This is a genomic window from Alteromonas sp. G4i35 (genome assembly GCF_054960375.1).
Genome location: NZ_JBHNZD010000013.1, coordinates 56,305 through 79,906 on the forward strand (window position 1 = coordinate 56,305; position 23,602 = coordinate 79,906).

18 protein-coding genes and 1 tRNA gene are annotated in these 23,602 nt (G+C 45.6%); 10 read left to right on the top strand and 9 right to left on the bottom strand.

The window, feature by feature from the left end; all coding sequences use genetic code 11:
• From ACFI6L_RS09970 to tldD, 3 genes are read left to right on the top strand one after another with little or no spacing between them, the layout of a single operon-like run.
• Positions 1 to 3,996 (top strand): YhdP family protein, encoded by a 3,996-nt coding sequence (locus ACFI6L_RS09970; RefSeq protein ID WP_462573913.1) that lies wholly within the window; start codon positions 1 to 3, stop codon positions 3,994 to 3,996.
• Positions 3,989 to 4,807 (top strand): carbon-nitrogen hydrolase family protein, encoded by an 819-nt coding sequence (locus ACFI6L_RS09975; RefSeq protein ID WP_049588411.1) that lies wholly within the window; start codon positions 3,989 to 3,991, stop codon positions 4,805 to 4,807. The genes ACFI6L_RS09970 and ACFI6L_RS09975 overlap by 8 nt, the downstream gene beginning before the upstream one ends.
• Positions 4,800 to 6,242: a metalloprotease TldD gene (gene tldD / locus ACFI6L_RS09980; RefSeq protein WP_039217280.1), complete on the top strand. Its 1,443-nt coding sequence runs from the start codon at positions 4,800 to 4,802 to the stop codon at positions 6,240 to 6,242. The genes ACFI6L_RS09975 and tldD overlap by 8 nt, the downstream gene beginning before the upstream one ends.
• 87 nt (positions 6,243 to 6,329) lie before the next feature.
• Here tldD and ACFI6L_RS09985 read toward each other — a convergent pair whose 3' ends face one another.
• Together ACFI6L_RS09985 and yjgA are read right to left on the bottom strand one after the other, a co-directional pair.
• Entirely contained in the window at positions 6,330 to 6,758 is a 429-nt protein-coding gene (locus tag ACFI6L_RS09985) for a hypothetical protein (protein WP_014947917.1), read from the bottom strand.
• A 62-nt stretch (positions 6,759 to 6,820) separates the two neighbouring features.
• Positions 6,821 to 7,378, bottom strand: a complete 558-nt coding sequence (gene yjgA, locus ACFI6L_RS09990) for a ribosome biogenesis factor YjgA (RefSeq protein WP_014975398.1) — start codon at positions 7,376 to 7,378, stop codon at positions 6,821 to 6,823.
• A 72-nt stretch (positions 7,379 to 7,450) separates the two neighbouring features.
• Between yjgA and pmbA the strand changes: the two genes are divergently transcribed.
• Positions 7,451 to 8,782, top strand: coding sequence for a metalloprotease PmbA (gene pmbA / locus ACFI6L_RS09995; RefSeq protein WP_039236933.1), 1,332 nt, complete (start codon positions 7,451 to 7,453; stop codon positions 8,780 to 8,782).
• On the opposite strand, the gene ACFI6L_RS10000 is transcribed toward pmbA, so the two are convergent.
• Positions 8,779 to 9,633, bottom strand: coding sequence for an AraC family transcriptional regulator (locus ACFI6L_RS10000; protein ID WP_069943554.1), 855 nt, complete (start codon positions 9,631 to 9,633; stop codon positions 8,779 to 8,781). The two genes, pmbA and ACFI6L_RS10000, sit on opposite strands and share 4 nt — an antisense overlap.
• 104 nt (positions 9,634 to 9,737) lie before the next feature.
• On the opposite strand from ACFI6L_RS10000, the gene ACFI6L_RS10005 reads away from it, so the two are divergent.
• Entirely contained in the window at positions 9,738 to 12,857 is a 3,120-nt protein-coding gene (locus ACFI6L_RS10005) for a beta-galactosidase (RefSeq protein WP_342326031.1), read from the top strand.
• Positions 12,858 to 13,015: 158 nt separating this feature from the next.
• Here the strand turns inward: ACFI6L_RS10005 and arcA are convergent, their stop codons facing one another.
• From arcA to ACFI6L_RS10035, 6 genes are all read right to left on the bottom strand, one after another.
• The gene (gene arcA / locus ACFI6L_RS10010; protein ID WP_014947922.1) at positions 13,016 to 13,723 is read right to left on the bottom strand and encodes a two-component system response regulator ArcA; all 708 of its coding nucleotides are present in this window, start codon (positions 13,721 to 13,723) and stop codon (positions 13,016 to 13,018) included.
• Positions 13,724 to 13,877: 154 nt separating this feature from the next.
• Complete coding sequence (locus tag ACFI6L_RS10015; protein WP_039236941.1) at positions 13,878 to 15,524, bottom strand: sensor histidine kinase; 1,647 nt, start codon at positions 15,522 to 15,524, stop codon at positions 13,878 to 13,880.
• A 107-nt stretch (positions 15,525 to 15,631) separates the two neighbouring features.
• Positions 15,632 to 17,056, bottom strand: a complete 1,425-nt coding sequence (gene glgA, locus ACFI6L_RS10020; RefSeq protein WP_069943557.1) for a glycogen synthase GlgA — start codon at positions 17,054 to 17,056, stop codon at positions 15,632 to 15,634.
• A gap of 149 nt (positions 17,057 to 17,205) precedes the next feature.
• Positions 17,206 to 18,288: a methyltransferase gene (locus tag ACFI6L_RS10025; protein ID WP_039225841.1), complete on the bottom strand. Its 1,083-nt coding sequence runs from the start codon at positions 18,286 to 18,288 to the stop codon at positions 17,206 to 17,208.
• The gene (gene trmB / locus ACFI6L_RS10030) at positions 18,288 to 19,007 is read right to left on the bottom strand and encodes a tRNA (guanosine(46)-N7)-methyltransferase TrmB (RefSeq protein ID WP_014978023.1); all 720 of its coding nucleotides are present in this window, start codon (positions 19,005 to 19,007) and stop codon (positions 18,288 to 18,290) included. The genes ACFI6L_RS10025 and trmB overlap by 1 nt, the downstream gene beginning before the upstream one ends.
• A 91-nt stretch (positions 19,008 to 19,098) precedes the next feature.
• Positions 19,099 to 19,803, bottom strand: coding sequence for an alpha/beta fold hydrolase (locus ACFI6L_RS10035; protein WP_462573916.1), 705 nt, complete (start codon positions 19,801 to 19,803; stop codon positions 19,099 to 19,101).
• A gap of 113 nt (positions 19,804 to 19,916) precedes the next feature.
• Between ACFI6L_RS10035 and mutY the strand changes: the two genes are divergently transcribed.
• The 5 genes from mutY (at position 19,917) to ACFI6L_RS10060 (ending at position 23,510) form a co-directional block, all read left to right on the top strand.
• A complete protein-coding gene (mutY, locus tag ACFI6L_RS10040) occupies positions 19,917 to 20,984 on the top strand; it encodes an A/G-specific adenine glycosylase (protein ID WP_462573917.1) in 1,068 nt (355 codons plus the stop codon).
• 59 nt (positions 20,985 to 21,043) lie between these two features.
• A complete protein-coding gene (locus tag ACFI6L_RS10045) occupies positions 21,044 to 21,316 on the top strand; it encodes an oxidative damage protection protein (RefSeq protein WP_014947929.1) in 273 nt (90 codons plus the stop codon).
• 151 nt (positions 21,317 to 21,467) lie between these two features.
• Positions 21,468 to 21,543: transfer RNA gene (locus tag ACFI6L_RS10050), tRNA-Phe, on the top strand.
• A 987-nt stretch (positions 21,544 to 22,530) separates the two neighbouring features.
• Complete coding sequence (locus ACFI6L_RS10055; RefSeq protein WP_353843090.1) at positions 22,531 to 22,914, top strand: CopL family metal-binding regulatory protein; 384 nt, start codon at positions 22,531 to 22,533, stop codon at positions 22,912 to 22,914.
• Positions 22,915 to 23,018: 104 nt separating this feature from the next.
• Positions 23,019 to 23,510, top strand: coding sequence for a DUF411 domain-containing protein (locus ACFI6L_RS10060; protein WP_462573918.1), 492 nt, complete (start codon positions 23,019 to 23,021; stop codon positions 23,508 to 23,510).
• Positions 23,511 to 23,602 lie beyond the last annotated feature (92 nt).

The following is a 23,602-nucleotide window of genomic DNA, read 5'->3' on the forward strand; positions in this document are numbered from 1 at the left end:
GTGACAAATTTTTCGTCGGTAGCCGCTTATCTACTTAAGAAGTTTTGGCTGCTACTCGCCGTATTGCTTGTACTTTTCGCGCTTGTTTTAAGCGCTGCACGCTATGCTCTGCCGCATATTGAGCACAACAAACACCTGTTGGAAAATTATATTAATGAGCAGTATGGCGTAAACCTATCCATCCAAAGTGTGCATGCTGTTTGGCAGCGCAATGGTCCAAGTATTGTGCTCAATTCGGTGTCGTTGGCTAAAAACGATGCTTCCCCTGTTGCATTGGATATCAGGCAAATCTACGTCGAGCTAGATTTTTGGGAATCGCTACGCCACCAACTTATCTCATCTACCCGTTTTGAGCTGCGTGGTCTTAAGCTTGATATTGACGCCGATCGCCTTTCTGGAGGCGATAAGAATAACTTCCCTGTAGTAAATGCACTAGAGCGTCTGTTTTTAGAGCAGCTTCAAAGCTTCTCGTTAGAAGACGGGGTGGTATCTGTCACTCATCTTAATGAAACCAATTCATTTGATATTGAAAGTTTATCGTGGAACAACCATGAAGAGCGACACCAAGGTTTAGGTCAGCTCAAAGTTGCAGATTTAGCGGCTAACTCGGCGTCGTTTATCATTGATATCACGGGAACGCGGGAAGACTTTGATGGCGTGTTTTACGCCAAAGCAGAAGAGCTCGATATTTCTCCGTGGGTTAGCGATCTCATCAAAACCAAGCGTCCACTAGCGCAAAGCCGCGCAAACTTTGAAGTATGGACTAACTTTTCTCAAAGTGAAGTCACTAGCGTACAAGCCGAGCTTAGTGAAAGCCTTTTAGAGTGGGGCAGTGGCCGCGCGAAAACGGTAACAGGTATCAGCGGAGGTAGTCTTCAGGCGTTGCCTAACGATGAGAACAGACAGGGAGGCTGGAATGTCCGAGTGGATCAATTGGTGCTTAATTCGAGCAACGAGACCCTTACAACAGACCTAATTGGCAGTATAAGTGCAAATGGTGATGCGCTGATAAACACCGTAAAGCCGGTGCAAATTAACCCCTTTCTGCTGCTGTTACCGCTTTTCATGGATGATACCAGTGAAGAAGAAATACGCGGGCTTAATCCAAAAGGCGAGTTGGCCACGTTGCAGATTCAATGGCACAACGGCCAGCCTTCTTTAGCGGCTAAAGTGCTAGATTTGCAGTGGGACAAAACAGATAAGGTACCAGGCCTTTCGTCGCTAGACGCAGACTTTTTCTGGTATAAAAATAATGGCGCTATCTACTTGGAAAGTGCGGATAGCTTACTTAGTGCCAACGGCGTAATTAAGAAAGACGTCAATATAAACCTGTTTAAATCTCAGTTTTATATTTACCCAGAGCAGATAGATAGCGAAGACAAGCAGTGGGTAGTAAAAGGCAGCGATATGCTGTTCGATAGTGATGCCGTTACTCTTCACCCGCAGTTTAAACTGAATACGTCGACAGGGTTTATGTCGCTTTATGTGGATGTAAGCCCATTGGCGCTAAATGAGGTGAGCAGTTTATTTCCCCCTTCTTTAATGGGGGCCAATACCGATAAATACCTTACTCGTGCGTTTACAGGAGAAGGTGAAATCGCAAATGCGCGCGTGCTGTGGCACGGTCGCACGAGTGACTTCCCGTTTGACGACAACACGGGCATTTTTCAGGCGTATGTCGATATTGAGCAGGGGGATTTTCTTTTTGCGCCAGACTGGCCGGCACTTAATAACTTAGACCTATCTTTGTATTTTGTGAATAATGCATTAGTGATGGAGAGCCCTAGTGCGACGCTTGCTGGTATGAAAATCAGTGATATGTCGGCTGCCATTCCAAGCTTTAGTCCAGATGCTCGCCTGATTATTTATGCCAATGGTACTGGCACTGGTAACGCGCTAACCGCGTTAATGATGGATTCGTCCCTTAAAAAATCTTTAGGCAAAGTACTTAACGAAGACGTGCAAATTGGCGGGCCTCTATCTGCCGATATAAAGCTTGATATCCCGTTTAAAGGCAAAGATGTGGTGGCATCGGGAACGGCGCACTTGTCGAATAACCCCGTTTTTGTTGCGACCACAAATATGCTATTTGATAAGGCATCGGGAGAGGTGTCATTTGTTAATGGCGATATAGACGCAAGTGGGCTTCAGGCGCAGTTTCTTAAACAGCCGGTGAGCTTGTCGCTATCCGGTAGACAGGGCGACACGTACGACCTAAATGTAGAGTTAGGTGGACGATGGCATGTACATCCGCTCGCTAACTATGTGAATACAGACCTCACCGAATACATCGACGGCGAAAGTGATTGGAACACTACAGTTCAATTGTCGCTTTCAAACAATGGGTTTAACTATACTGCCAATTTAACTGCAGATTTAACGGCGACACAAAGTGTATTGCCTGCTCCCTTCGATACGCCAGCGGGCAGCAGTTTACCGCTGCTTATTACCAGTAAAGGCGATAGCAAAGCATCAAATGTGGAGGCGTCACTTGGTGATAACATTCGTTTTGATGGCGTACTACCGCACAAAGAAATGCAGTTTTCACGTGCGCACTTGGCACTTGGCGAAAGCGATATAGCCAACATTGGTACAGGTTTTAGTATCAGTGCGAATCTAGCTCAAGCTGATGTGCAAGAATGGTTTACCACTATAAATATGTTACTTTCCGGTAAAGGGAAAGACACCAGCACCGCCGTTGCAAAAACAAATGCTCAATCGAGTATCCAATCAAACGAAAGCAAAAAAGCGAATTTGTTTGGTACTCCCTCGCGGATATTCGCCAAAGCCGACAAGCTAAATTTTGCTGGCCACAGTATTAATGATGCGCAGCTCAGTGCAACAGAACGCAATAAAGATTGGATCCTAGACTTAGCGTCGCCTCAGGCAAGAGCCACTATTCGTATTAATAGTGATTTAGACGAGCAGGGCATTGAGATAAATGCCGACTATTTATCACTAGAGAAGCCTGCTCAAGCCGGGGGGGCGACAAAAACCGGTTCAGAGAGCGGCGTTGAGTTAGCTACGAATAGTGCTATGCCAAGTGAGGAAGGCGAGTCGCCCTACAATATTGACCCAAATACGCTACCGCCCATTTATTTTTATTGTCAGTCCTGTGGCGTGCACGGCATCGATTTAGGTGAAATTACCTTAGACATCGCGAAGGAAGAGAATGGTTTAGCCATTCGCCAGCTTCTAGTGAAATCTGATGAAACTAACGTTACCGCAACGGGTTATTGGAAGCACATGGGAGGCGAGATTCAAAGCGCGTTAAACGGAACATTAACGTCTCCCGACGTTGGGCAGATGCTAAAAGAGTACGGTGTTGAATCAGGTATAAAAGATTCTAGCGCAAATGTGGCGTTTGATATCAACTGGCCAAATGCGCCGATGGATTTCGGGTTTGAACAGCTAAACGGTAATGTTGAGTGGTCGCTCTCAGATGGGTATCTAACTGAGTTGAGTGATAAGGGGTCACGTATCTTTACCCTGTTTAGCTTGAACTCGTTAGTGCGGAAGCTCAGCCTCGATTTTCGAGACGTTTTTGCTAAGGGTTTTTTCTACGACGATATGGGCGGCACGTTAAGTATTGTTGATGGCAAAGCGTATACCGACGATACTGAAATTGACGGCGGCGCTGGTGAAATAGAGATCACGGGCTTCACCGATCTCAATACCGGTGGATTAAATTACAACGTATCGTTCGCACCGAACGTAACCGGGAACTTACCGTTTTTAGTGTATTTCTTGGCTACGCCGCCTACTGCACTCGCTGCTCTTGCCATAGACCAGGTGCTGACCTCTGCGAAAGTTATTTCGAATGTGAACTATCGCGTTACAGGCACCATAAAAGATCCTAAGTTCGACGAAGTTGAGCGCAACAGCAAAGACATCAGCTTACCTGCGCAAAATGCGCCTGTACCGGCCAACCCGCAAGACAGGCCATTAACGGAAGATGACGTACGCAGGCTTAAAATGGAGGTGATCGATGGTTAATTTAGTTGCATTACAAATGACATCTGCGCCAAGCGTGGAAGAAAATCTCGACACCGTTGCAAACGAAATGGCATCGGCAAAGATTGAGAAAAACAGTTTAGTTGTGCTTCCAGAGTGTTTTGCTTATTTCGGCGGTAAAGACAAAGGCCAACTTGCTGTGGCAGAAACAAAGGGCGAAGGTGAGATTCAGCGACGTTTGTCAGCGCTTGCTGCACAATATCAGTGCTATCTGGTTTCGGGTACGTTTCCAGTGAAAACCAATAGCCCAGAGAAGTTTTCCGCAGCCTGCATGCTGTTTGGCCCCAATGGTGATGTGTTGGCAGACTACCGAAAAATTCACATGTTCGATGTATCAGTTAACGACAACACGGGCAGTTATCGTGAATCGGCGACAACCGAAGCGGGCAGCAAGGTGGTTACTGTTGAAACGCCAATAGGCAACATTGGTCTTGCGGTGTGCTATGATGTACGCTTTCCAGGATTATTTACTGCAATGGGCGATATCGATATTTTGGTGTTGCCAGCGGCCTTTACCCAGCGCACCGGAGAAGCGCATTGGCATGCGTTGTTGCAAGCCAGAGCCATTGAAAAGCAGTGCTTTGTGGTAGCTGCAAATCAAAGTGGCGTGCATGCAAATGGCCGTGAAACATACGGTCACAGTCTTGTACTGTCGCCTTGGGGGGAGACCCTTGCCGAACGCAAAACCGACGTAGGGTTAGTTTCGGCAAAAGTAGATATTGCAGAAAGAGAAACCATTAAACAGAATATGCCGGTTGCCGAACATAACCGATTCAGGAGTCACTTTGTCTAAATCTGTTGAGCGTCATTTATTATCTGACTCAGGGCTAGATATCTCTAAGCTAGAGCGTGCTTTAGCGACTATTCATCGTCACGATACCGACTATGCCGATTTATATTTTCAGTCAAGCCAGCACGAAAGCTGGGTGTTGGAAGACGGCATTATTAAAGAAGGCAGCTATAACATAGAGCGCGGCGTAGGCGTGCGTGCAATTAGCGGCGAGAAAACAGGGTTCGCTTATTCAGATGAAATAAGCGAAGAAGCGTTGACCAAAGCGTGTAAAGCGGCTCGTGGCATTGCGCCAAGCGGCGGATCACAACAAGTTGCTTCGCTTGGGCAAAAACCAGTGCAAGCGCGATACAGCGAAAATAACCCTATTCTTGCGATGCAAGACGCTGAGAAAATTTCGCTTTTAAAAGCAGTAGATGCCTATATCCGCAAACAAGAGCCGTCTGCCAATCAGGTAGTGGTGAGCTTAAGCGGTGTGTATGAAGAAATTTTAGTTGCTGGCAGTGACGGTACTTTAGCTACTGATATTCGCCCGCTGGTGCGCTTGAACTGCTCGGTATTGCTAGAACAAGGCGATAGACGTGAACGTGGTTCAGCGGGAGCTGGTGGTCGTTATGCCTACTCGTTCTTTAAGCAAGACGAAAACGGCAAACCGTATTACGAGACGTTGGCAGAAGATGCCCTTCACATGGCACGCGTTAACATGCAGGCTGTGGCGTCACCGGCAGGCGCTATGCCTGTAGTATTAGGTAACGGTTGGCCTGGTGTATTACTTCACGAAGCGGTAGGGCACGGCCTTGAAGGCGACTTTAATCGTAAGGGTGCATCAACATTTAGCGGTCGCATTGGTCAGCGCGTTGCTGCAAAAGGCGTGACGGTTGTTGATGACGGCACGTTAAACGACCGTCGTGGCTCGTTGTCGGTAGACGATGAAGGTACACCTACTGCGCATAACGTGCTTATTGAAGATGGTATCTTGAAAGGCTATATGCAGGATAAACACAACGCCAAGCTTATGGGCGTTGCGCCTACCGGTAACGGTCGTCGTGAATCCTATGCACACTTGCCTATGCCCCGCATGACGAATACTTATATGTTGGAAGGCCAACATGATCCGCAGGAAATTATCGCGTCTATCGACAAAGGTATTTACGCGCCGAACTTTGCTGGCGGACAAGTAGACATTACGTCAGGAAAATTTGTATTTTCTAGCGCGGAAGCCTACTTAATTGAAAACGGTAAAATTACCGCACCGGTGAAAGGGGCTACCTTAATTGGTAACGGTCCAGAGGTTATGCAAAAAATCTCAATGATTGGCAACGACACTGCTCTAGATAAAGGCGTGGGTGTATGTGGTAAAGACGGACAAAGCGTGCCGGTGGGTGTAGGTCAGCCTACGCTTAAAATTGACGAGTTGACGGTGGGTGGTACGGCTTAATTCAGCTCAAACCCGTAAACTGGAAAATTAAAAAAGGTTGGGCCTAGGCACCAACCTTTTTTGTATGCGGACTGGTATAGGTCGTGGCTAACTTTCAAATCCTTTTCCATTCAACCACTCAATAGCATCTTCCTCGTTGGTAAAAATACCTAGCTCAAGGCCTGCATTGTCGTAAATTCTCTGAAATTGCGCTCTTACAATAGGCTGCACTGTGGTGTCGCCGATAACCAGCGCGCCAAGCGCCATTCCGTGCTTCGCACGCCACTCTATTGAACGCTGCAGTTCTGTCTCACCTGCTTTAGTGAGAAGGGCAGAACCATGCAAAAAACCTAAAAATGCCCAGTGATTCCCACCAAAACTGTTAATCACATCCATCATATCTCGCGCATAGCGTTCAATGGCTGAACCATCGGCAATACCTTCAGCCGACACGCCAACAATGCTACCAAGCACAGCAATTTGATACTGACCGTACTTGCTTTTCAGTGTTGCGTTAGGGTTGGAAAATATTTTCACACTATCCCCCCTTTGGCTGGTGAACGAAACTGTGATGTTGAGATTACTTTAATTGCAGACCGTTAATCCTCATGAATAACGTCTTTCAAATACTGAAACAGCTCTCTGAATGCTTTAGGCGGCGCATTTTTTTCACGCTCTTTTTTAACTTGGCGATGAAATTGGCGCAGCTTTTGGCGGTCCAGTTCAGGATGCGCTTCAATCAGCTTTTGAATAGCGGGGTCGCCCTGTTCAATCACGGCTTCACGGGCTTTTTCTAGTGCATGAAAGGCCGCATTGCTTGCCTGATGCTGATGTGTAATTTTAGCCAACGCCTCTTCAATAGGGGCGGTATCTCTATGACGTAAAGCTTTGCCGATAAACTGAAGCTGACGGCGGTAACCGTCTTTTTTCTTATTCACTTTGCGGGCAATAGCTACGGCGTCAGCAAGCTCTTCATCCATTGGAATCGTCGCTATGTGAGCATCGGTCAGGTTAACCAACGTTTCACCTAGTTTGTGAAGTTCTTTAGCTTGACGCTTCAGCTCAGTTTTACTGATTAATTCTTCCTCTTCGAACTCATCTGCTTGCGCATCTTCGAAGTAAGGATCTTCAGGAGAATTGTATTTCTGATCACTCATTTCAAACTCATTAGTGTTACACTTTAGCTAAATTGTAACTATCACAGTCGAATTAAGACAGCGAAACTTACTATGCAAATTGAGCAGCAGTTAGCCGACATTCAAAATGTCGTAGATGATGTACTGAAATTAGCCCTTTCTAAAGGCGCAACACAAGCCGAAGCCAGCATGTCTAAAGTGCAGGGCATCGCCGTTTCTTCACGTATGCAAGAAGTTGAAAACGTTGAATTTACCAACGACGGTGGCTTAGGTATAAGCGTATACGTAGGCAAGCGAAAGGGGAGTGCGTCTACCGCAGATCTGAGCAAAGCGGCGCTAACACTCGCGGTAGAAAAAGCCGTCGATATTGCTCGCTATACCAGTGAAGATCCTTGTACAGGTTTGGCCGATGCCGACCTTATTGCTACCGAGTTCCCTGATTTAGATCTGTATCACCCTGAAGAATTAGATACTGAAAAGGCCATTAAAACTGCTATTGAAGCCGAAACGGCGGCAATGAATTACGACTCGCGCATTACAAATTCAGATGGCGCGTCGTATAACGCAAATCTAGGTATGCGCGTTTACGGCAACACGCACGGTATCAATGCAGGTTATCCTAGCAGCCGTTATTCACTAAGCTGTATGGTTATTGGCGCACAAGATAACGATATGCAGCGCGATTACGCTTACACAGTAAGTCGTAAAGCGTCTTTGCTGCAATCAGCAAGTGCAGTGGGTATTGATGCCGCTAAAGCTACTGTAGACCGTTTGGGGGCTCGTAAAATCAACACGGCAAACGTGCCTGTGCTTTTACACCGTGACATCGCATCTAGTTTGTTTGGTCATTACGTAGGAGCCATTAGTGGTGGCAGCCTTTACCGTCGCTCTAGCTTCTTGCTAGATAGCTTGGGTAAACAAGTTTTCCCAGAATGGCTTAATATTGAAGAGCGTCCGTTTATTAAAGGCGGTCTGGCAAGCTCAAGCTTCGATAACGAAGGTGTGGCATGTTCTGACATGACCATTGTCGATGCGGGTAAATTGGCTACATACCTTTATACTACCTACTCGTCGCGTAAGCTAAACACCCGCTCGAATGGCCACGCCGGTGGTATTCATAACTGGCTAGTAGGTGATACGGGTCACAGCGACGCCGACCTGCTTAAAGAAATGGGCACAGGTTTGTTCGTAACCGAACTGATGGGGCAGGGCGTTAACGGTGTGACGGGCGATTACTCGCGCGGCGCAGCGGGATACTGGGTTGAAAATGGCATCATCCAATACCCAGTTCACGAGGTAACTATTGCTGGCAATCTGAAAGATATGTTTAAAGGCATTGTGGCAATTGGCGCTGAAAAAGATGTGCGCGGTAGTGTACAGACCGGTTCTGTGCTTATTGACCAAATGAAGATAGCAGGCAGCTAGTTTACGCTTTCTCGAAACGCTGAAGGAGACAGCCCGGTGGACTTCTTAAAGCGTTTCGAGAACGTAAATACATTTGCGTAGCCTACATAACTGGCGATATAAGATACGGGCCACTGCGTGCTTAGTAATAAGCTTTTGGCTCGTGTCATACGCAAATGGATAACGTGCTGTTTGGGGCTTCTCCCAAATACTTGTAAGCACAGCCTGTGAAGGTGAGGGGCAGAATAATGCGCTTTCTCACTTAAGCTTTCCATATCCCAATCAAACTGAAGCTGTTTTTCAACCGCAGAAAAGAGGCTGTGTAGTCTGCTTACTTGGCGTCGTTCTTTCTCATCGTGAGTATGTACGTCACTCAAAGGCGCATCAATAATACGGTACAGGTAGCGAGACACAACTTGCATCGCCGAATTTCGATTCTCGACGTCACGCTCTAAATACAAAAGTTCCATTGCATGATGCAGTCCTTCCAGCATGGCATTATCCACTATCACAGCACCTAGCTTATTAAATGGTGTCCAGCGTTCGGAGTCTGCCAAGTTTACCCAAATTATATCCCATTGCTCACTGACTATTGTGACTTCGAAACTTTGTCCAGCGGGTAAAATAATTAGCTGTCCTTCATCCAATTGCATCTCGCCTGACGGGACACGAAATTTTCCTTGACCATGAATGCTGTAAAACAAGGTGTGGTTAGGAGGCGAAACGCGACCTACCGTATAGTTACCTGATAAGTTAGAGCATCCTGCTAGTTCAATCTCCAGGTCGCTGATTTCAGGCGTATTACTACTATCAATAAAGCGTTCAAAGCACTTAGGGCCTATGTCTACAATGTCTCTAAAGCTAAGTTGCATAAATGTGAAATGATAGTTTTGGATAAATATATGAAAGATTAGAGCATAAAGGATTTAATGAAAGTTAGCTATATTGCGCTTAACGAAAAAGTAAAGGATATGACATGCTTAATGTTGCGCAAGTAGTGGCTCAAAACGATTGGCAAAACCCGGTTGTATTTCAGAGGAATCGCATCAATGCCCACAGTCCACATCACGGATATAAAACGCTAAAAGACGCATTGCACAATACCAATGCGCAAAAGCGTAGTTTAAACGGTCAGTGGGATTTCCGTTTATTTGAGGCACCAGCAAACGTACCTGAAAGCCTGCTTTCTAAAACATTAAGTGATGATGAATCTGCTAATTGGCAGCCTATCGCGGTACCTTCTAATTGGCAGCTGCAAGGTCACGACAAACCGATTTACTGTAACGTTAAATATCCTTTCGAGGTGAACCCTCCAGTGGTACCCAGCGAGAATCCAACGGGTTGCTACCGAACAACGTTCAACGTTACCAAGGATGAGTTAAAACAGCGCAATCATATTGTTTTTGAAGGGGTAAATAGCGCGTTTCACTTGTGGTGCAACGGCGAGTATGTGGGCTATTCCCAAGATAGTCGACTACCGGCTGAATTCGATTTGTCTGGCTACTTGGTCGAAGGTGAAAACCGACTAGCGGTAATGGTGATCCGATGGTCAGACGGCAGCTACTTAGAAGATCAGGACATGTGGTGGCTTAGCGGTATCTTCCGCGACGTAAATCTTGTCACCAAACCTCAGCATCACATTCAGGATGTGTTTGTTACGCCAAGCCTTGACGCATGCTATCGCGACGCAGTAGTAACCGTACGTACCGCCATCAATGCGCCTTCTACTTACAAAGTGGGTATCCAGCTTTTTGATGGCGATAACGCTGTTACCGAGCAAGTCATTACCGGCACTAACAATAAGCGTATTGATGAAAAGGGCGGTTGGGATGATGTAGTTTTTCAAACGCTTCATGTGAATGAACCTAAACACTGGACTGCTGAAACACCGAATCTGTACCGCATCGTAGTCTCACTTATTGATGAGAATGGCAATGCCGTTGATGTTGAGGCCTATAACGTTGGCTTTAGAAACATTGAAATGAAAAACGGCCAGTTACTGGTAAATGGTAAAGCCGTGCTAATTCGTGGGGTTAACCGTCACGAACACCATCAAACAAAAGGGCATGCAATCAATGAAGATGACATGCTTGAAGACATTAAGTTGTTAAAGCAAAACAACTTCAATGCCGTACGTACCGCTCATTATCCAAATCACCCTCGTTGGTATGAGCTTTGTGATGAATACGGGCTTTATGTGGTGGATGAAGCTAACATCGAAACCCACGGTATGTTCCCAATGGGAAGGCTTTCTCGCGACCCGCTCTGGGCCGGCGCTTACATGGCGCGCTTTACGCAAATGGTCGAGCGAGACAAAAACCACCCCAGCATCATTATTTGGTCGTTGGGGAATGAGTCTGGTCACGGCCCTACCCACGATGCAATGTATGGCTGGGCAAAGTCATTTGACCCATCGCGCCCTGTACAGTACGAAGGCGGCGGCGCTGATACTTCGGCTACCGACATTATTGCGCCAATGTACGCACGGGTTGATACCGACATTAAAGACGATGCAGTGCCTAAGTGGGCCATTAAAAAATGGTTGTCGATGCCGGGGGAAAACCGCCCCGTTATTCTATGCGAATATGCGCATGCTATGGGCAATAGCTTGGGTAGCTTTGATAAATACTGGAAAGCGTTTAAGGCTTATCCTCGCCTTCAAGGTGGCTTTATTTGGGACTGGGTAGATCAAGGGTTAGTAAAGCACACTAATAGCGGCGAAGCATACTGGGCTTACGGCGGAGACTTCGGCGATACTGAAAACGACAGACAATTCTGTATAAACGGTCTGTTATTTCCAGACAGAACGCCACATCCGCACTTATTAGAAGCTAAATATTGTCAGCAGCACTTAAGCTTTTCGTTGGTTGAGAAAGACAACAAGTTTGAGCTTACAGCAAGCAGCGATTACTTATTTAGACGCACAGATAACGAGTTGTTACGTTGGCAAGTGCTAGAAAATGGACAACCGATTGCTGAGGCGAAGGGCGAATGCGAAATCGACATAGCGCCACAACAAGCACAAACGCTCAGTCTTAGCCCAGATATTACGTTTAAAGCAGGCGCTGACTACCACTTAAATATTGATGTGGTACTAGCGAATAACTGTTCGTGGGCTAAAGCAGGGCATGTTATGGACACCGCCCAGTTAGCGCTAGTCAACAAGCGTGGAATAGTATCGTTTTCTCTTAATGATAACGAAACAACAAGCGGCACTAGTGAGCTATCAATTGAAGCTCAGGATGGGATGTTGCAGGTACATGCGCAAAATAACGTATTTAGCTTTAATAGTGAGAGCGGGCTATTAACCTCGTGGCTTCAAGGCGCGGAGGAAACACTTGCCGCGCCGCTAGAAGATAACTTCTTCAGAGCGCCGCTAGATAACGACATTGGGGTAAGCGAAGTTGATAATCCAGACCCAAATGCGTGGGAGTCTCGCTGGCGTCGTGCTGGAATTGGCAAGTGGACACGCACTTGCACGGGCGTAGACGTTGAGCAGGGCGCGCAAGACGTGCGTATAACATCGTTATTTGACTATCACCATTCAGAAAAGCTGGTAGCGGCAACCAAGTGGGTTTACACCATAAATGCACAGGCCGAGCTATCGGTAGACGTTGAAGTGCTTTTGGATGATGGTTTACCACCTATGCCGCGAATTGGTATACAAACGGCAGTGCCTGTAGCCGATAAGCCAACGTCGATTACCTGGCAGGGACTAGGGCCATTTGAGAACTACCCTGACAGAAAAGCGGCAGCGCGTTATGGTCGCTACACCTTACCTATAGAAGAGATGCAAACGTGCTACATATTCCCAACGGACAACGGCTTGCGCTGTGGCTGTACACAACTTGAGGTTAGCGGCCTGAAAGCAAAAGGACAGTTCTATTTTAACGTGAGCGAATATGGACAAGCACAGCTAGACGAGGCAAAACACACCTGTGATTTAACACCTCAAGATTGTGTGTTTGTGTACATTGATCATGCTCACATGGGCGTAGGCGGCGATGATTCATGGAGCCCAAGTACACATAAAGCATTCTTGTTGGAAGAGAAGCAATACCGCTACTCAGTTTGCTTTAGCGCTACTGACAGCTAATCCTCAGTGTGAAGTAGATCATTTAGCTCTCGATATCTCAAGTGACATTTCACGGCATAGCTTAGTTATGCCGTCATTGGGATGAATTGTTTACATATAAAAAAAGCCGCTACACAGTAGCGGCTTTTCATTAATTCAAAACTCGTTCAGGCGACGTCTTAGCCGTCAACCTGACCGCAGAAACGGTAACCTTCACCGTGAATGGTTACAATCAATTCTTCATCTGAAGGATCTGATTCGAAGTGCTTACGAATACGACGAATCGTTACGTCAACCGTACGGTCATTCGGACGAAGTTCACGCCCCGTCATTTCCATTATTAGCTGCTCACGGGTAAGGATCTTACCTGGATTGCTTAAGAAAAGGTGAAGAGCGCGGAATTCACTGCGTGGTAGGCGGAACTCTTTCCCGCTAGGTGAAATCAATGAACGGCTATCACCGTCAAGCGTCCAGCCGTTGAAGCTTACACGGCTTGGTAAATCGTCATCTTCTGAAGAGTTTGTAGTACGAGACAGTAAGTTGCGCGCGCGAATAGTCAATTCACGAGGGTTGAAAGGCTTAGTCAGATAATCGTCTGCGCCAATTTCAAGACCTAGAATACGGTCAACGTCGTTATCACGACCCGTTAAGAAAATAAGCCCAACGTTTTTACGGTCACGTACTTCACGTGCCAAAATAAGGCCATTTTTACCCGGTAGGTTAATGTCCATGATAACCAAATTGATAGCGTGATTCTCGAAGAAATCATGCATTTGATCACCGTTCTCGGCCTCAAACACATTATACCCTTCCGCTTCAAATAAACTCTTAAGCGTGGTACGGGTTACCACCTCATCTTCAACAATTAACACATTTGGCGTCTGCATGGTGTTCTACACTCTTTCTAAAATACGATTTAAGCAACTAACTGGTTAAATTTTAATATTCATATACTTGATTGCAAGCAACTTGTGAATATTCTTACTGTTAAGGTATTGGGGTTAGCCAATAAAAATCAAGAAAAGTTCATACTTTATACAACTATTCTGACGTTTTCGCATTAACAACGGGGAAGATAATTACAAATTCTACGCCGTTGCCTTCCTCACTGGTGATCGATATTGAACCATTAAGGGCTTGCGTTACTAAGTTGTATACCAAGTGCATTCCCAATCCGGAACCGCCTTGCCCGCGCTTTGTGGTGACAAAGGGGTCAAATATCCGTTTGCGAATTTCTGGGGAAATGCCTTTTCCGTTATCGGTATAAACAAGCTTGAGCTTATTGCTACTCACCATTTCGGCACGAATATCAATTGTGCCTTCATCCATGGTTTCAAACCCATGAATAACCGAATTCATGATTAAATTAATCAAGATTTGATTTATTGGGCCAGCCTTCGTTTCAACGCTAAGGGTAGGGTCGCAATCTACGTTGATGTTGTGTTTTAATTTTTTGAGTCGAGGCTGCAATGACAATAGTATCTCATTAACTAGCTGTACAACGCAAAAACTTCGACTAGATTCTGAGGTTTGATCTACAGCAACCTGCTTAAAACTGCTAATAAGTTCGGCAGCTCTGTTCAAATTGCGGTAAATAATGTTGAGGTTTTCGTTACTTTCATCCAAAAAGCGTTTCATTGCACTGGCTTTCAGCGTTTTATTTTCAAAGTCTTTTTGAATAACCGCTAACCTGTCTAACATCATTGTCGACGCAGTAACGCCTAAACCTATCGGAGTATTTACCTCGTGCGCAACGCCCGCAACCATATCACCGAGCGAGGCCATCTTTTCATTCTGTACAATTTGACGCTGAAACTGATGTAGCTTTTCTAACGTTTGAATAAGTTCCTGGTTTGCATCCTTAAGGGCGGTGGTTCGGTGACTTACCATATCTTCTAAGCTGGCATTGAGCTTTCTATGTTGCTCCTCCGCCTGTCGTTGCTTTTGCATGTACTCTTGCATGCGAAACAGCATCACATTCACGGCGTCAGCCAAGATATCGAGTTCTCTAATAGTGGAGCCGCTGGCACGGGCTGAATAATCACGTTGTCGTGAAGTACGCTGCAAGAAGTTAGCAATGTCTTCAACGGGGCCAGTTACAATACGTTGCATACGCACTGCAAAGTAAAAGCTAATAGCCAAAAGCGCCAAGGCTACTGCCAAATTAAGCCAAATCGACTTTCCAACAAGCTGGTTAAAATTCTCTGAGGAAATTCGTAAATATATCCAGCCCAACTGAATGTTCGTCTCAGTGTCGAAGACTTTTGCACTTAATTCAAGGTATTGCCCATTGTCGGCCAATTGAGGTGTCATAAACATGGACGCCAGTTGATTTTCCTTGCCTCCTAACAATAACTGGCCTTCCTTGTTATAAGAGGCGAAAATCTGGGGCTCTAAGTTACCGCTTTGCGCTTTGTAAACGTGGGCATTTAATACATGGTCGGCGGCAGCAAGGTTACTTAGGGCAAGTTCAATGCGCTCTGGCGTTTCGTCATAAAGATACATAGCTGAACTGCTTGCGACCAACTTGGCTAACATGAGTGCGTTAGACTCAAGTTCATGACGGTAGGTTTTAATTTGCGTGTAGACGGCAAGACTGGATAACACTGCAAGCGAAAACGTAGTAATTGACATTACCACCCAAATGAAAAGGCTTTTAATCGTAAGCTTGACTACTTTATCCGTCATATCCGTTTTGCGTATTGTCCATTCGCGTCTTCCATATATTCATAGTGGCGCAAAAATGCGCAAAAAGGAAGACGCCCATAAACAATAATTAATGTACGCAAAGCCCTTTAGTTGAGGGTTGAAACGTATAGTTGCTGGTAATTCTTCGCCGCTGCTTCCCATGTGAATCGCGTTCGCATTCCACGTTGCTGCATCGCCCTGAATTTTCCGGCATCTTCGTAGAACGCCAGCAGAGCTCGACGAATACAAGATAGCAGTGCATGTGGCGTAGGATCATCAAACACAAAACCCGTACCTTCACTATCGTTGCTGTAATCGATAACCGTGTCTTTGAGTCCGCCTACCGAACGTACGATGGGGATGGTTCCATAAGCTAAGCTGTACATCTGGTTCAATCCGCACGGCTCAAACTGAGAAGGCATTAGGAAGAAATCAGCGCCGGCTTCTACCAAATGGGCATGTTCGGAACTAAACCCGTTTATAAACGCGAATTGGTCAGGGTGTTGTTGAGCGAATTCGCCAAGGTCCATACACACTTTAGGGTCGCCAGTGCCCACAATTACCATTTGAACATTGTGTTTAATTAAATCGTCCAAAATGGGCAGTATGTAGCCAAAGCCTTTTTGTTCAGTCAGCCGGCACACCATTCCAATAAGCGGTACGTTGCCATTCTCAGGTAATCCCGACTTCTCCTGTAATGCTCGTTTACATGCGGTCTTTGGATGAAGATTCTCTACACTGTAATTCTCAGGTAGAAATGTATCTGTCTCGGGGTTCCACTGCGTGTAGTCACATCCGTTAAGAATACCGCTTAAGTCGGCTTGACGATTTACAAGCCGCTCGTGCAGGCCATGACTACCCAGGTCAGTGAGTAACTCGCTTGCATAGTTAGGGCTTACGGTTGTCACTTTCGTGGCAAACTCAATCCCGCTCTGCAGCATATTGATGTAACCGCCGTGCACTTGCGCCAGAATGTTTGGATGATGGCGAAGAAAGGGAATGCTCTCAAGCTTATGCACGCCTTGAAAAGCCGCGTTATGAATAGTGAATATGGTTTTAGTACCGTCAAAATACCCAGATTTGTCGTGGGTAAGTAAAAACGGCAGCATGGCCGCATGCCAGTCGTGACAGTGAATAATGTCAGGCTTTTTATCGATAGCTTTTAGCGTTTGAAGTACGGCGCCACTGAAAAAGCTAAAGCGCTCACCATTGTCTTCATAGGCTTCAAATGCGTTGGCGTATAGCCCTTCACGCATAAAGTATTCGGGCGAGTCTACAAAGTAAATAGGAATACCGTGCCATTGCATGTAGCGAATATCAAAATGGTACACCTGACCTTCAGTAAACAGGGTTTGTTGCTCGGTTACAGTTGGTAGGTTCAACTGTTCAGCCAGTACTTGGTAATAAGGCATAACAATGGTGATGCTTTCGCCCAAGGTATCAAGCGCGAGTGGGAGTGCTTTTCCAACGTCTGCAAGGCCGCCGGTTTTTACCAATTCTTCAACTTCTGAAATAGCAAATACAATATTCACAGGTGATCCCCCAGAGCGTAACGTGCAGTGCACTTGTAATGCTTAAATATAGTGTACGGAAAAAGCGCCGTATGCCATTGCGTGGAGTACGCAATGGCATGAGCAACAGGTAGAAAAGCTAAATTAGCACAAGCTAATGGTTTTTTTAATTACAAAGCCGCTTGATAAACAGAAAATTGCGACGTTTGTGCTGTGGTATAGACCGTTTGGAAGTGCTCAGCGAGTAAACCTGGGTAGGGTAAGAATCGGTTTGCCACCATCTGCATAGTGCCGCCACGACTTAAGCTTGCTTTAGCGTCAGAAATAAAGCGCTTAGTGATGGTGTAGTCAGTTTTAATGCCAGTATGAAATGGCGGGTTGGTGACAATGTGCTGTACTTTTTGAGTAAAACCGTGCAATCCATCCGCAGCATAGAGTGTTGCTGATAACCCATTGTCTGCTAGGGTGAGTGCACTACAGTAAACCGCAAGTGCGCTAACATCAGTAAGATGAAGCTTCAAATGCGGATACTTAAGCATTATATAACTGGCAATCACGCCAGCGCCGCATGCGAAATCCAGAATTTCACCACTCAGTGACGTTGAGAGTTTTTCTAGTAAAAGCTCAGTTCCCGCATCCAGTTCTTTGTAGCTGAATACGCCAGGCATAGAGGCCACTTGCCAAGCTGTGCCCTCAACGTGATACGTGTTCATATCAAGCCATGCATCCGGTTCAAAGGCAAGGTGTGGCTCTTCAACTAAAACGGTGATAAGACTGCAGTGGCGAGCAGAATCAACCTTTTGGGTTGGGCCGTATTGGTCCATCAACTTAGCAGCACTCTTTATACCGCCCTTATTTTCACCCACCACGTGAATACGACCATTTTGGCCCACCATGCTGGCTGCCATTCGCAATAGCATCTGAAAATGGGTTTTAGCTTTGGGTAAGAAAATCATCACGTCAGTGTGAGATTTCTCTAGTGCAACGAAAGGCGTAAATATATGAGTGTGATTTCCGACTTTTTGCGTCACCTCAAAACCTGTGCGCGTAATATCTCGGCTATCAAACGATACCGAGGGTACGACTCTTACGCACTCTGAAAAAACATCGAAATATTGGTGAATTACCGTGACTTCTTGCGATTTAAGACCGTCCAGAAAATACGCATCAGAAGGGTTGATAAATGCCCACTGACCTTCTTCGAAAAGCGCGATATTACGTTCTAACAGTTGGCTTTGAGGAGATAAAATCATTACTTAGTACGCTCGAAAATTAGATCCCAAACGCCATGACCTAGTTTTTGGCCACGGGTTTCAAACTTGGTAATTGGGCGGTAGTCTGGACGAGGTACATAGTCGCCGTCAGTTGCAGTATTGGTGTAACCGTCGGCATTGATCATAACGTCTAACATGTGCTCAGCATATTGCTCCCAATCCGTCGCCATATGAAAACAACCGCCAATAGCTAATTTGGTGCGAACCAGCTCAACAAATTCAGGCTGAACAATACGGCGTTTGTGGTGACGCTTCTTGTGCCAAGGGTCTGGGAAGAATAGCTGTAGGCGAGACAACGAACCGTCTGGGATCATATTCTTAAGCACTTCTACTGCATCATGGTCCATTACACGCAAGTTCTCGACGCCTTGTTCGCTTGCTTCAGCTAAGCATGCGCCAACGCCTGGACGGTGAACTTCAATGCCGATAAAGTCTTTCTCAGGTGCGTTTGCGGCCATTTCAACCAATGACTTGCCCATACCGAAGCCAATTTCTACAACAACAGGCGCACTTCGGCCAAAAATTTCTGACAACGATAACGGTGCTTCAGCGTAGTCAATGCCCTTGGTTGGCCAGTGATCTTCTAGCGCTTTTTCTTGTGCTTTAGTAAGTCTACCTTCGCGTTTCACAAAGCTTTTTACCTTGCTTACGTATACTCCAGCGGCTTCTGCTTCCGCCTGACTTTTGAATTGCCTCATTTGCAATGCCTTTCTTACCCAATTTTATGGTGGCGCATTATCCACTTACCCACGGCTTATGCAACGCTATCGTGGCAAAAATGCTGTAATTTTATACGCCAATTTGTTTCGCAATAATAGACGCTACGGCGTCAGTTTTCTCAAGTACTACCATATGCCCGGCGTCACTGATGGTGTGGAACGTCGCTTTGGGTAGTACATTTTTTAGCTGCCTAATTGTTTCTGCTGGTGCAATGGCGTCTTGCTGGGCAGTGATAAACGTTACTGGCGCATTGATCTTTGCGAGCGCTTTAACGGTACTTTCTCGTGGTGTGGTTGCTAGTGTGTGGTTGAGTAACGTTGTTTTACCTAAATCCTGCGCCATCGATTTTACAACGCCAGCCACGTTTTCATCCGCTAAGCGGGAAGGGTGGATAAATCGCGAAAGATAAGCATCGTTGTCGGGCTTGAAGTTTCCTTGCTTAAGCATGGTGGTCAGCTGCTTACGCTTGGCTATTTCTTCTTTTGAAAGCCCTTCTGGGTTATAGCCAATCAATGTTATGGAAGCTACATTTACAGGGTTGCGCTGCGCCACCAGCGCGGCAATAAATCCGCCCATGGAATAACCCACAAGGTGCACTTTTTCGTTTTCGAGAATACGATCTTCGCTTAATGCTAACATTTCTTCTTGTGAAGCTGCCCACTGAAGTGGCACATAGCGACGTTGCGCAATACTGAGTGTGCGCCAAAGAGGCAGAAATATTCGCTCGTCACAGAGCGTACCGGGAAAAAATAAAACAGGGTGCTGCACAGACACGTGTGCTCCTTAACAATAAACTGGCTAGTTACATGCTACCATAGCGCGCTTTTTAATGAATGGTCGCTAGGTAGAAAGCGACCAAGCGGTAGTAATTGCCCATACAGACGATTATGACAGAACAACAATATACAGGTAGCTTTGCAGAGCGAGTGCTCGCATGGTTTGATAAACACGGGCGAAAGCATTTGCCTTGGCAACAAGACGTTACGCCATACAAAGTGTGGGTGTCTGAAATAATGCTTCAGCAAACCCAAGTCACTACGGTAATTCCCTATTTCAAACGCTTTATGGCGTCTTTTCCTACCGTGCACGACTTGGCTAAGGCATCTCAAGACGACGTGCTTCATCATTGGACTGGGCTTGGCTACTACGCAAGAGCAAGGAATCTTCACAAAGCTGCGAATATGCTGGTAGATAATTACAATGGCGAGTTTCCCTATAGTCTGGAAGAAGTCATGGATTTGCCCGGCATAGGGCGCTCAACCGCAGGGGCGATACTTTCGCTATCTCGCAATATGCACTTTCCTATATTAGATGGCAATGTGAAGCGTGTGCTGGCGCGATACTATGCAATTGGCGGGTGGCCGGGACAGAAAAAGGTAGAGAATCTGCTTTGGGAAGTGGCCGAGAAAAATACGCCTACCAATCCAGAAGGCGGACGTTGTGCCAACTATACGCAGGTGATGATGGATTTGGGCGCGATGATCTGTACGCGAAGCAAGCCAAAGTGTGATGAGTGCCCGCTTCAAGCCGACTGTATAGCCTACGCCCAAGGCACGCAAACCGACTACCCGGGTAAAAAACCAAAAAAGACGCTGCCCGAGAAATCCACCTTTATGATGGTGGCACAGTTCAACAGCCAAGTATATCTAGAGCAGCGCCCTTCAACAGGGCTGTGGGGTGGCCTATATGGTTTTATTGAGGTGTCTTCAATAGAAGAGGGGATGGAGCAGTTGGCCAAGCGAGGTATCAGTGTCGACGAAACCCGAACGCTTGAAGGGTTCCGTCATACCTTTAGCCATTTTCATTTAGATATCACCCCGGTAGTGGCCGTGGTAAACTCTGCTCCATCAAAGCGCGTAGCCGAAACAGCATTTCGTTGGTTTTCGTTGAACGAGCCTATTGAAGTTGGTTTGGCGGCACCTACAACCAAGATTATTCAGCAGTTAATGCGTTAGGCGTTTTAAGCCCAACGCAACATTTTTTGCTAAGCAGATAGCGAACGAAAGGAAATAACATGGCAAGAACGGTATTTTGTCGCAAGCTTCAAAAAGAAGCTGACGGCTTAGATTTCCAACTTTATCCGGGTGAACTGGGTAAGCGTATTTTCGACAACATTTCTAAAGAAGCATGGGCTGAATGGCAAAAGAAACAGACCATGCTGATTAACGAACACAAGTTGAATATGATGGAGCCGAATGCCCGTAAGTTTTTAGAAGAAAAAATGTCGGCCTACTTGTTTGACGACGTAGAGCCTACGATTGAAGGCTATGTTCCGCCTGAAAAATAAGCAAAAAAGCGTTTTTTGAGCAAACAATGCGCAAACAGTAATAAAAGCGCAAAAAAAGCGAGAAAAACGGTTGACTTGTGAAGGCGAAAACCGTTTAATACGCACCCACAGCAGGACAGGCAGCAAACGCCTAGAACGCTAACAAGTTTCAGCCTCGATAGCTCAGTTGGTAGAGCAGCGGATTGAAAATCCGCGTGTCCCTGGTTCGATCCCGGGTCGAGGCACCACTTATAAAGAAGCCCTGATCAGAAATGGTCGGGGCTTTTTTGATTTCGGCGGTTGAAAACACACGCACACGCTAACGTGCCCCTGCGGCTGCGCCGCGCGTTGCAATCCCGGAGCGAGGCACCATTATTCAGAAAGCCCTGCATGAAAATGCGGGGCTTTTTGTTTTAGCAGTCTAACTTTATTTTACTGTGAGTAAGTTTGAAGTTTCGGTAATTGAATATGTGTATAAAATCTTCAGAGAATTTATACAAAGTAGATTTAGGGTCTTTGATATTGTTATTAGGATAATATCCTTTCCCAAAGAATTTGCTTAATATAATTTTGACAGTCTTATGTAGGCGGCCGAGAATGGAAAGGATGATCTGCGTGGACTATTCCAATGTTGTCAAAGTTCGTTTCAATAGATATCGAAAGAGGTAACTTGTTAGCTAAGTTAAAATATTTATTCTTAAGCTCATTGTCTAAGTATTGCCACCATTTACCTTCATTCTGATACCAAAGCTCAGATTGGTATAGCTTGCTCAAATTGATTTCTAATATTAGTTTTTCATGATTCCCTAATACAGAAAAGAATCATTTCTCATCTAATAAATTCAAACACCTCTCAGAATTTAGGTTTCTGTCAATAAGGTCGCCGACATCAAAAACTCTATCTGTCAGAGCGCGAGTTCCTCAAGCATTTATTTGTCAGCCTCCTCAATTTTTTGTGTAAGTCCGGGTACCTCCTGTTATAACGTTAATGGAACTGGACAAAGAGAAAGCATTGTGGCAACTACTTAGAGCGTTCAAGTTCTATCGCAGTATCTGAATTACGGATTTAGTGGCGCGGCTAAAAATTTGCATGGTTGTAGGCTATCTCTCTCATCATGACTATTTCTTAAATTCTGCCGATGAACGGGCTATTCTAATCACAAATCAGCCTCAACTGTTTACCAATTCGCGAAAATCCATTATTCTCCATATTGGTTATGTTTAATGCTTAAGAAATGTTTAAATCCATATCAAAAGTAATATTAGTGTTTACAGTGCTATCTGCCCTCGTCGGGCAAGCGATGGCTGTAGATACTATGAGTTTTGAAATGGCTATTGACAACAAACATTACAATAGTAATTCTGAATCGAATTGCTCTACGAACATGAGCCATGGTATGAGAGTAGATTCTAGCAGTTCGGAGAACGCTAGTATTAAAGATTGTTGCAACACTTCGGAATGCACATGCCCACCAGGTGGTTGTACTCATGCTCCCGTCCTTATAGCTTCCATGATGATTGTTCAACACCCAGTGGTGCCGGACGCTTCATTTGGCTTGTTCTTCCAACAGCCAGTTTCAGTAACTTCCTCACTTTTTCGCCCACCGATATTTGCCTAACACAGGGTCAGTGCGTCCAAATTTCACGCACAATTTGTTTTAGTTCCTGTTTATTATCTAGGTGCTAGCGTACCTATATGTGCCAGCTTTGTCTGGAGGCAAAAATGTTAAAAAAAATCATCTATCAAGCTGCGGTATTACTGCTAATTCTACCTAGCGTTGCCATGGCAAATATCCACCATGGCGCAAACGACGCCTTTGAATTATTGGTCTATAAATCACCATCGTGTGGATGCTGTAAAAAGTGGATAACTCATCTAGAAAGCCAAGGGTTTCAACTACGTACAAAGGACTTTCATAACTTGAGCGACATCAAGAACGAATACGGAATTTCGCCAAATCTTCGCTCTTGCCATACCGCTGTTACAGAAAACGGCTTTGTATTTGAAGGCCATGTCCCTTCTAAGTTTATAAAACGATTCTTGTTAGAAGAACATCCAAAGGCTATCGGGTTATCTGTTCCAGCTATGCCAGTAGGTTCACCCGGAATGGAAGTAGCAGAGCAGTTTATGCCTTATACCGTTTTCATTATATATCAAGATGGGAGCTACGAACCTTACGCGAAAGTAGAAAGCTACGACAGTCAATTCGATTGAAGTCAAAGTTAAACAAATAAATGCGCACTTTTGACAATCAAAGCAATTTTAATTTTTAAAAACCGAATATTAACCAAAGATAGAGGTAATCA

Bases quoted from the DNA above. Each gene is read 5' to 3' on its own strand.
- ACFI6L_RS10045 (WP_014947929.1), top strand. From the start codon at position 21,044: ATGGCAAGAACGGTATTTTGTCGCAAGCTTCAAAAAGAAGCTGACGGC.
- ACFI6L_RS10055 (WP_353843090.1), top strand. From the start codon at position 22,531: ATGTTTAAATCCATATCAAAAGTAATATTAGTGTTTACAGTGCTATCT.
- ACFI6L_RS10005 (WP_342326031.1), top strand. From the start codon at position 9,738: ATGCTTAATGTTGCGCAAGTAGTGGCTCAAAACGATTGGCAAAACCCG.
- mutY (WP_462573917.1), top strand. From the start codon at position 19,917: ATGACAGAACAACAATATACAGGTAGCTTTGCAGAGCGAGTGCTCGCA.
- ACFI6L_RS10025 (WP_039225841.1), bottom strand. From the start codon at position 18,288: ATGATTTTATCTCCTCAAAGCCAACTGTTAGAACGTAATATCGCGCTT.
- ACFI6L_RS10000 (WP_069943554.1), bottom strand. From the start codon at position 9,633: ATGCAACTTAGCTTTAGAGACATTGTAGACATAGGCCCTAAGTGCTTT.
- pmbA (WP_039236933.1), top strand. From the start codon at position 7,451: ATGCAAATTGAGCAGCAGTTAGCCGACATTCAAAATGTCGTAGATGAT.
- ACFI6L_RS10060 (WP_462573918.1), top strand. From the start codon at position 23,019: ATGTTAAAAAAAATCATCTATCAAGCTGCGGTATTACTGCTAATTCTA.
- arcA (WP_014947922.1), bottom strand. From the start codon at position 13,723: ATGCAGACGCCAAATGTGTTAATTGTTGAAGATGAGGTGGTAACCCGT.
- ACFI6L_RS09975 (WP_049588411.1), top strand. From the start codon at position 3,989: ATGGTTAATTTAGTTGCATTACAAATGACATCTGCGCCAAGCGTGGAA.
- yjgA (WP_014975398.1), bottom strand. From the start codon at position 7,378: ATGAGTGATCAGAAATACAATTCTCCTGAAGATCCTTACTTCGAAGAT.
- ACFI6L_RS10015 (WP_039236941.1), bottom strand. From the start codon at position 15,524: ATGACGGATAAAGTAGTCAAGCTTACGATTAAAAGCCTTTTCATTTGG.
- trmB (WP_014978023.1), bottom strand. From the start codon at position 19,007: ATGAGGCAATTCAAAAGTCAGGCGGAAGCAGAAGCCGCTGGAGTATAC.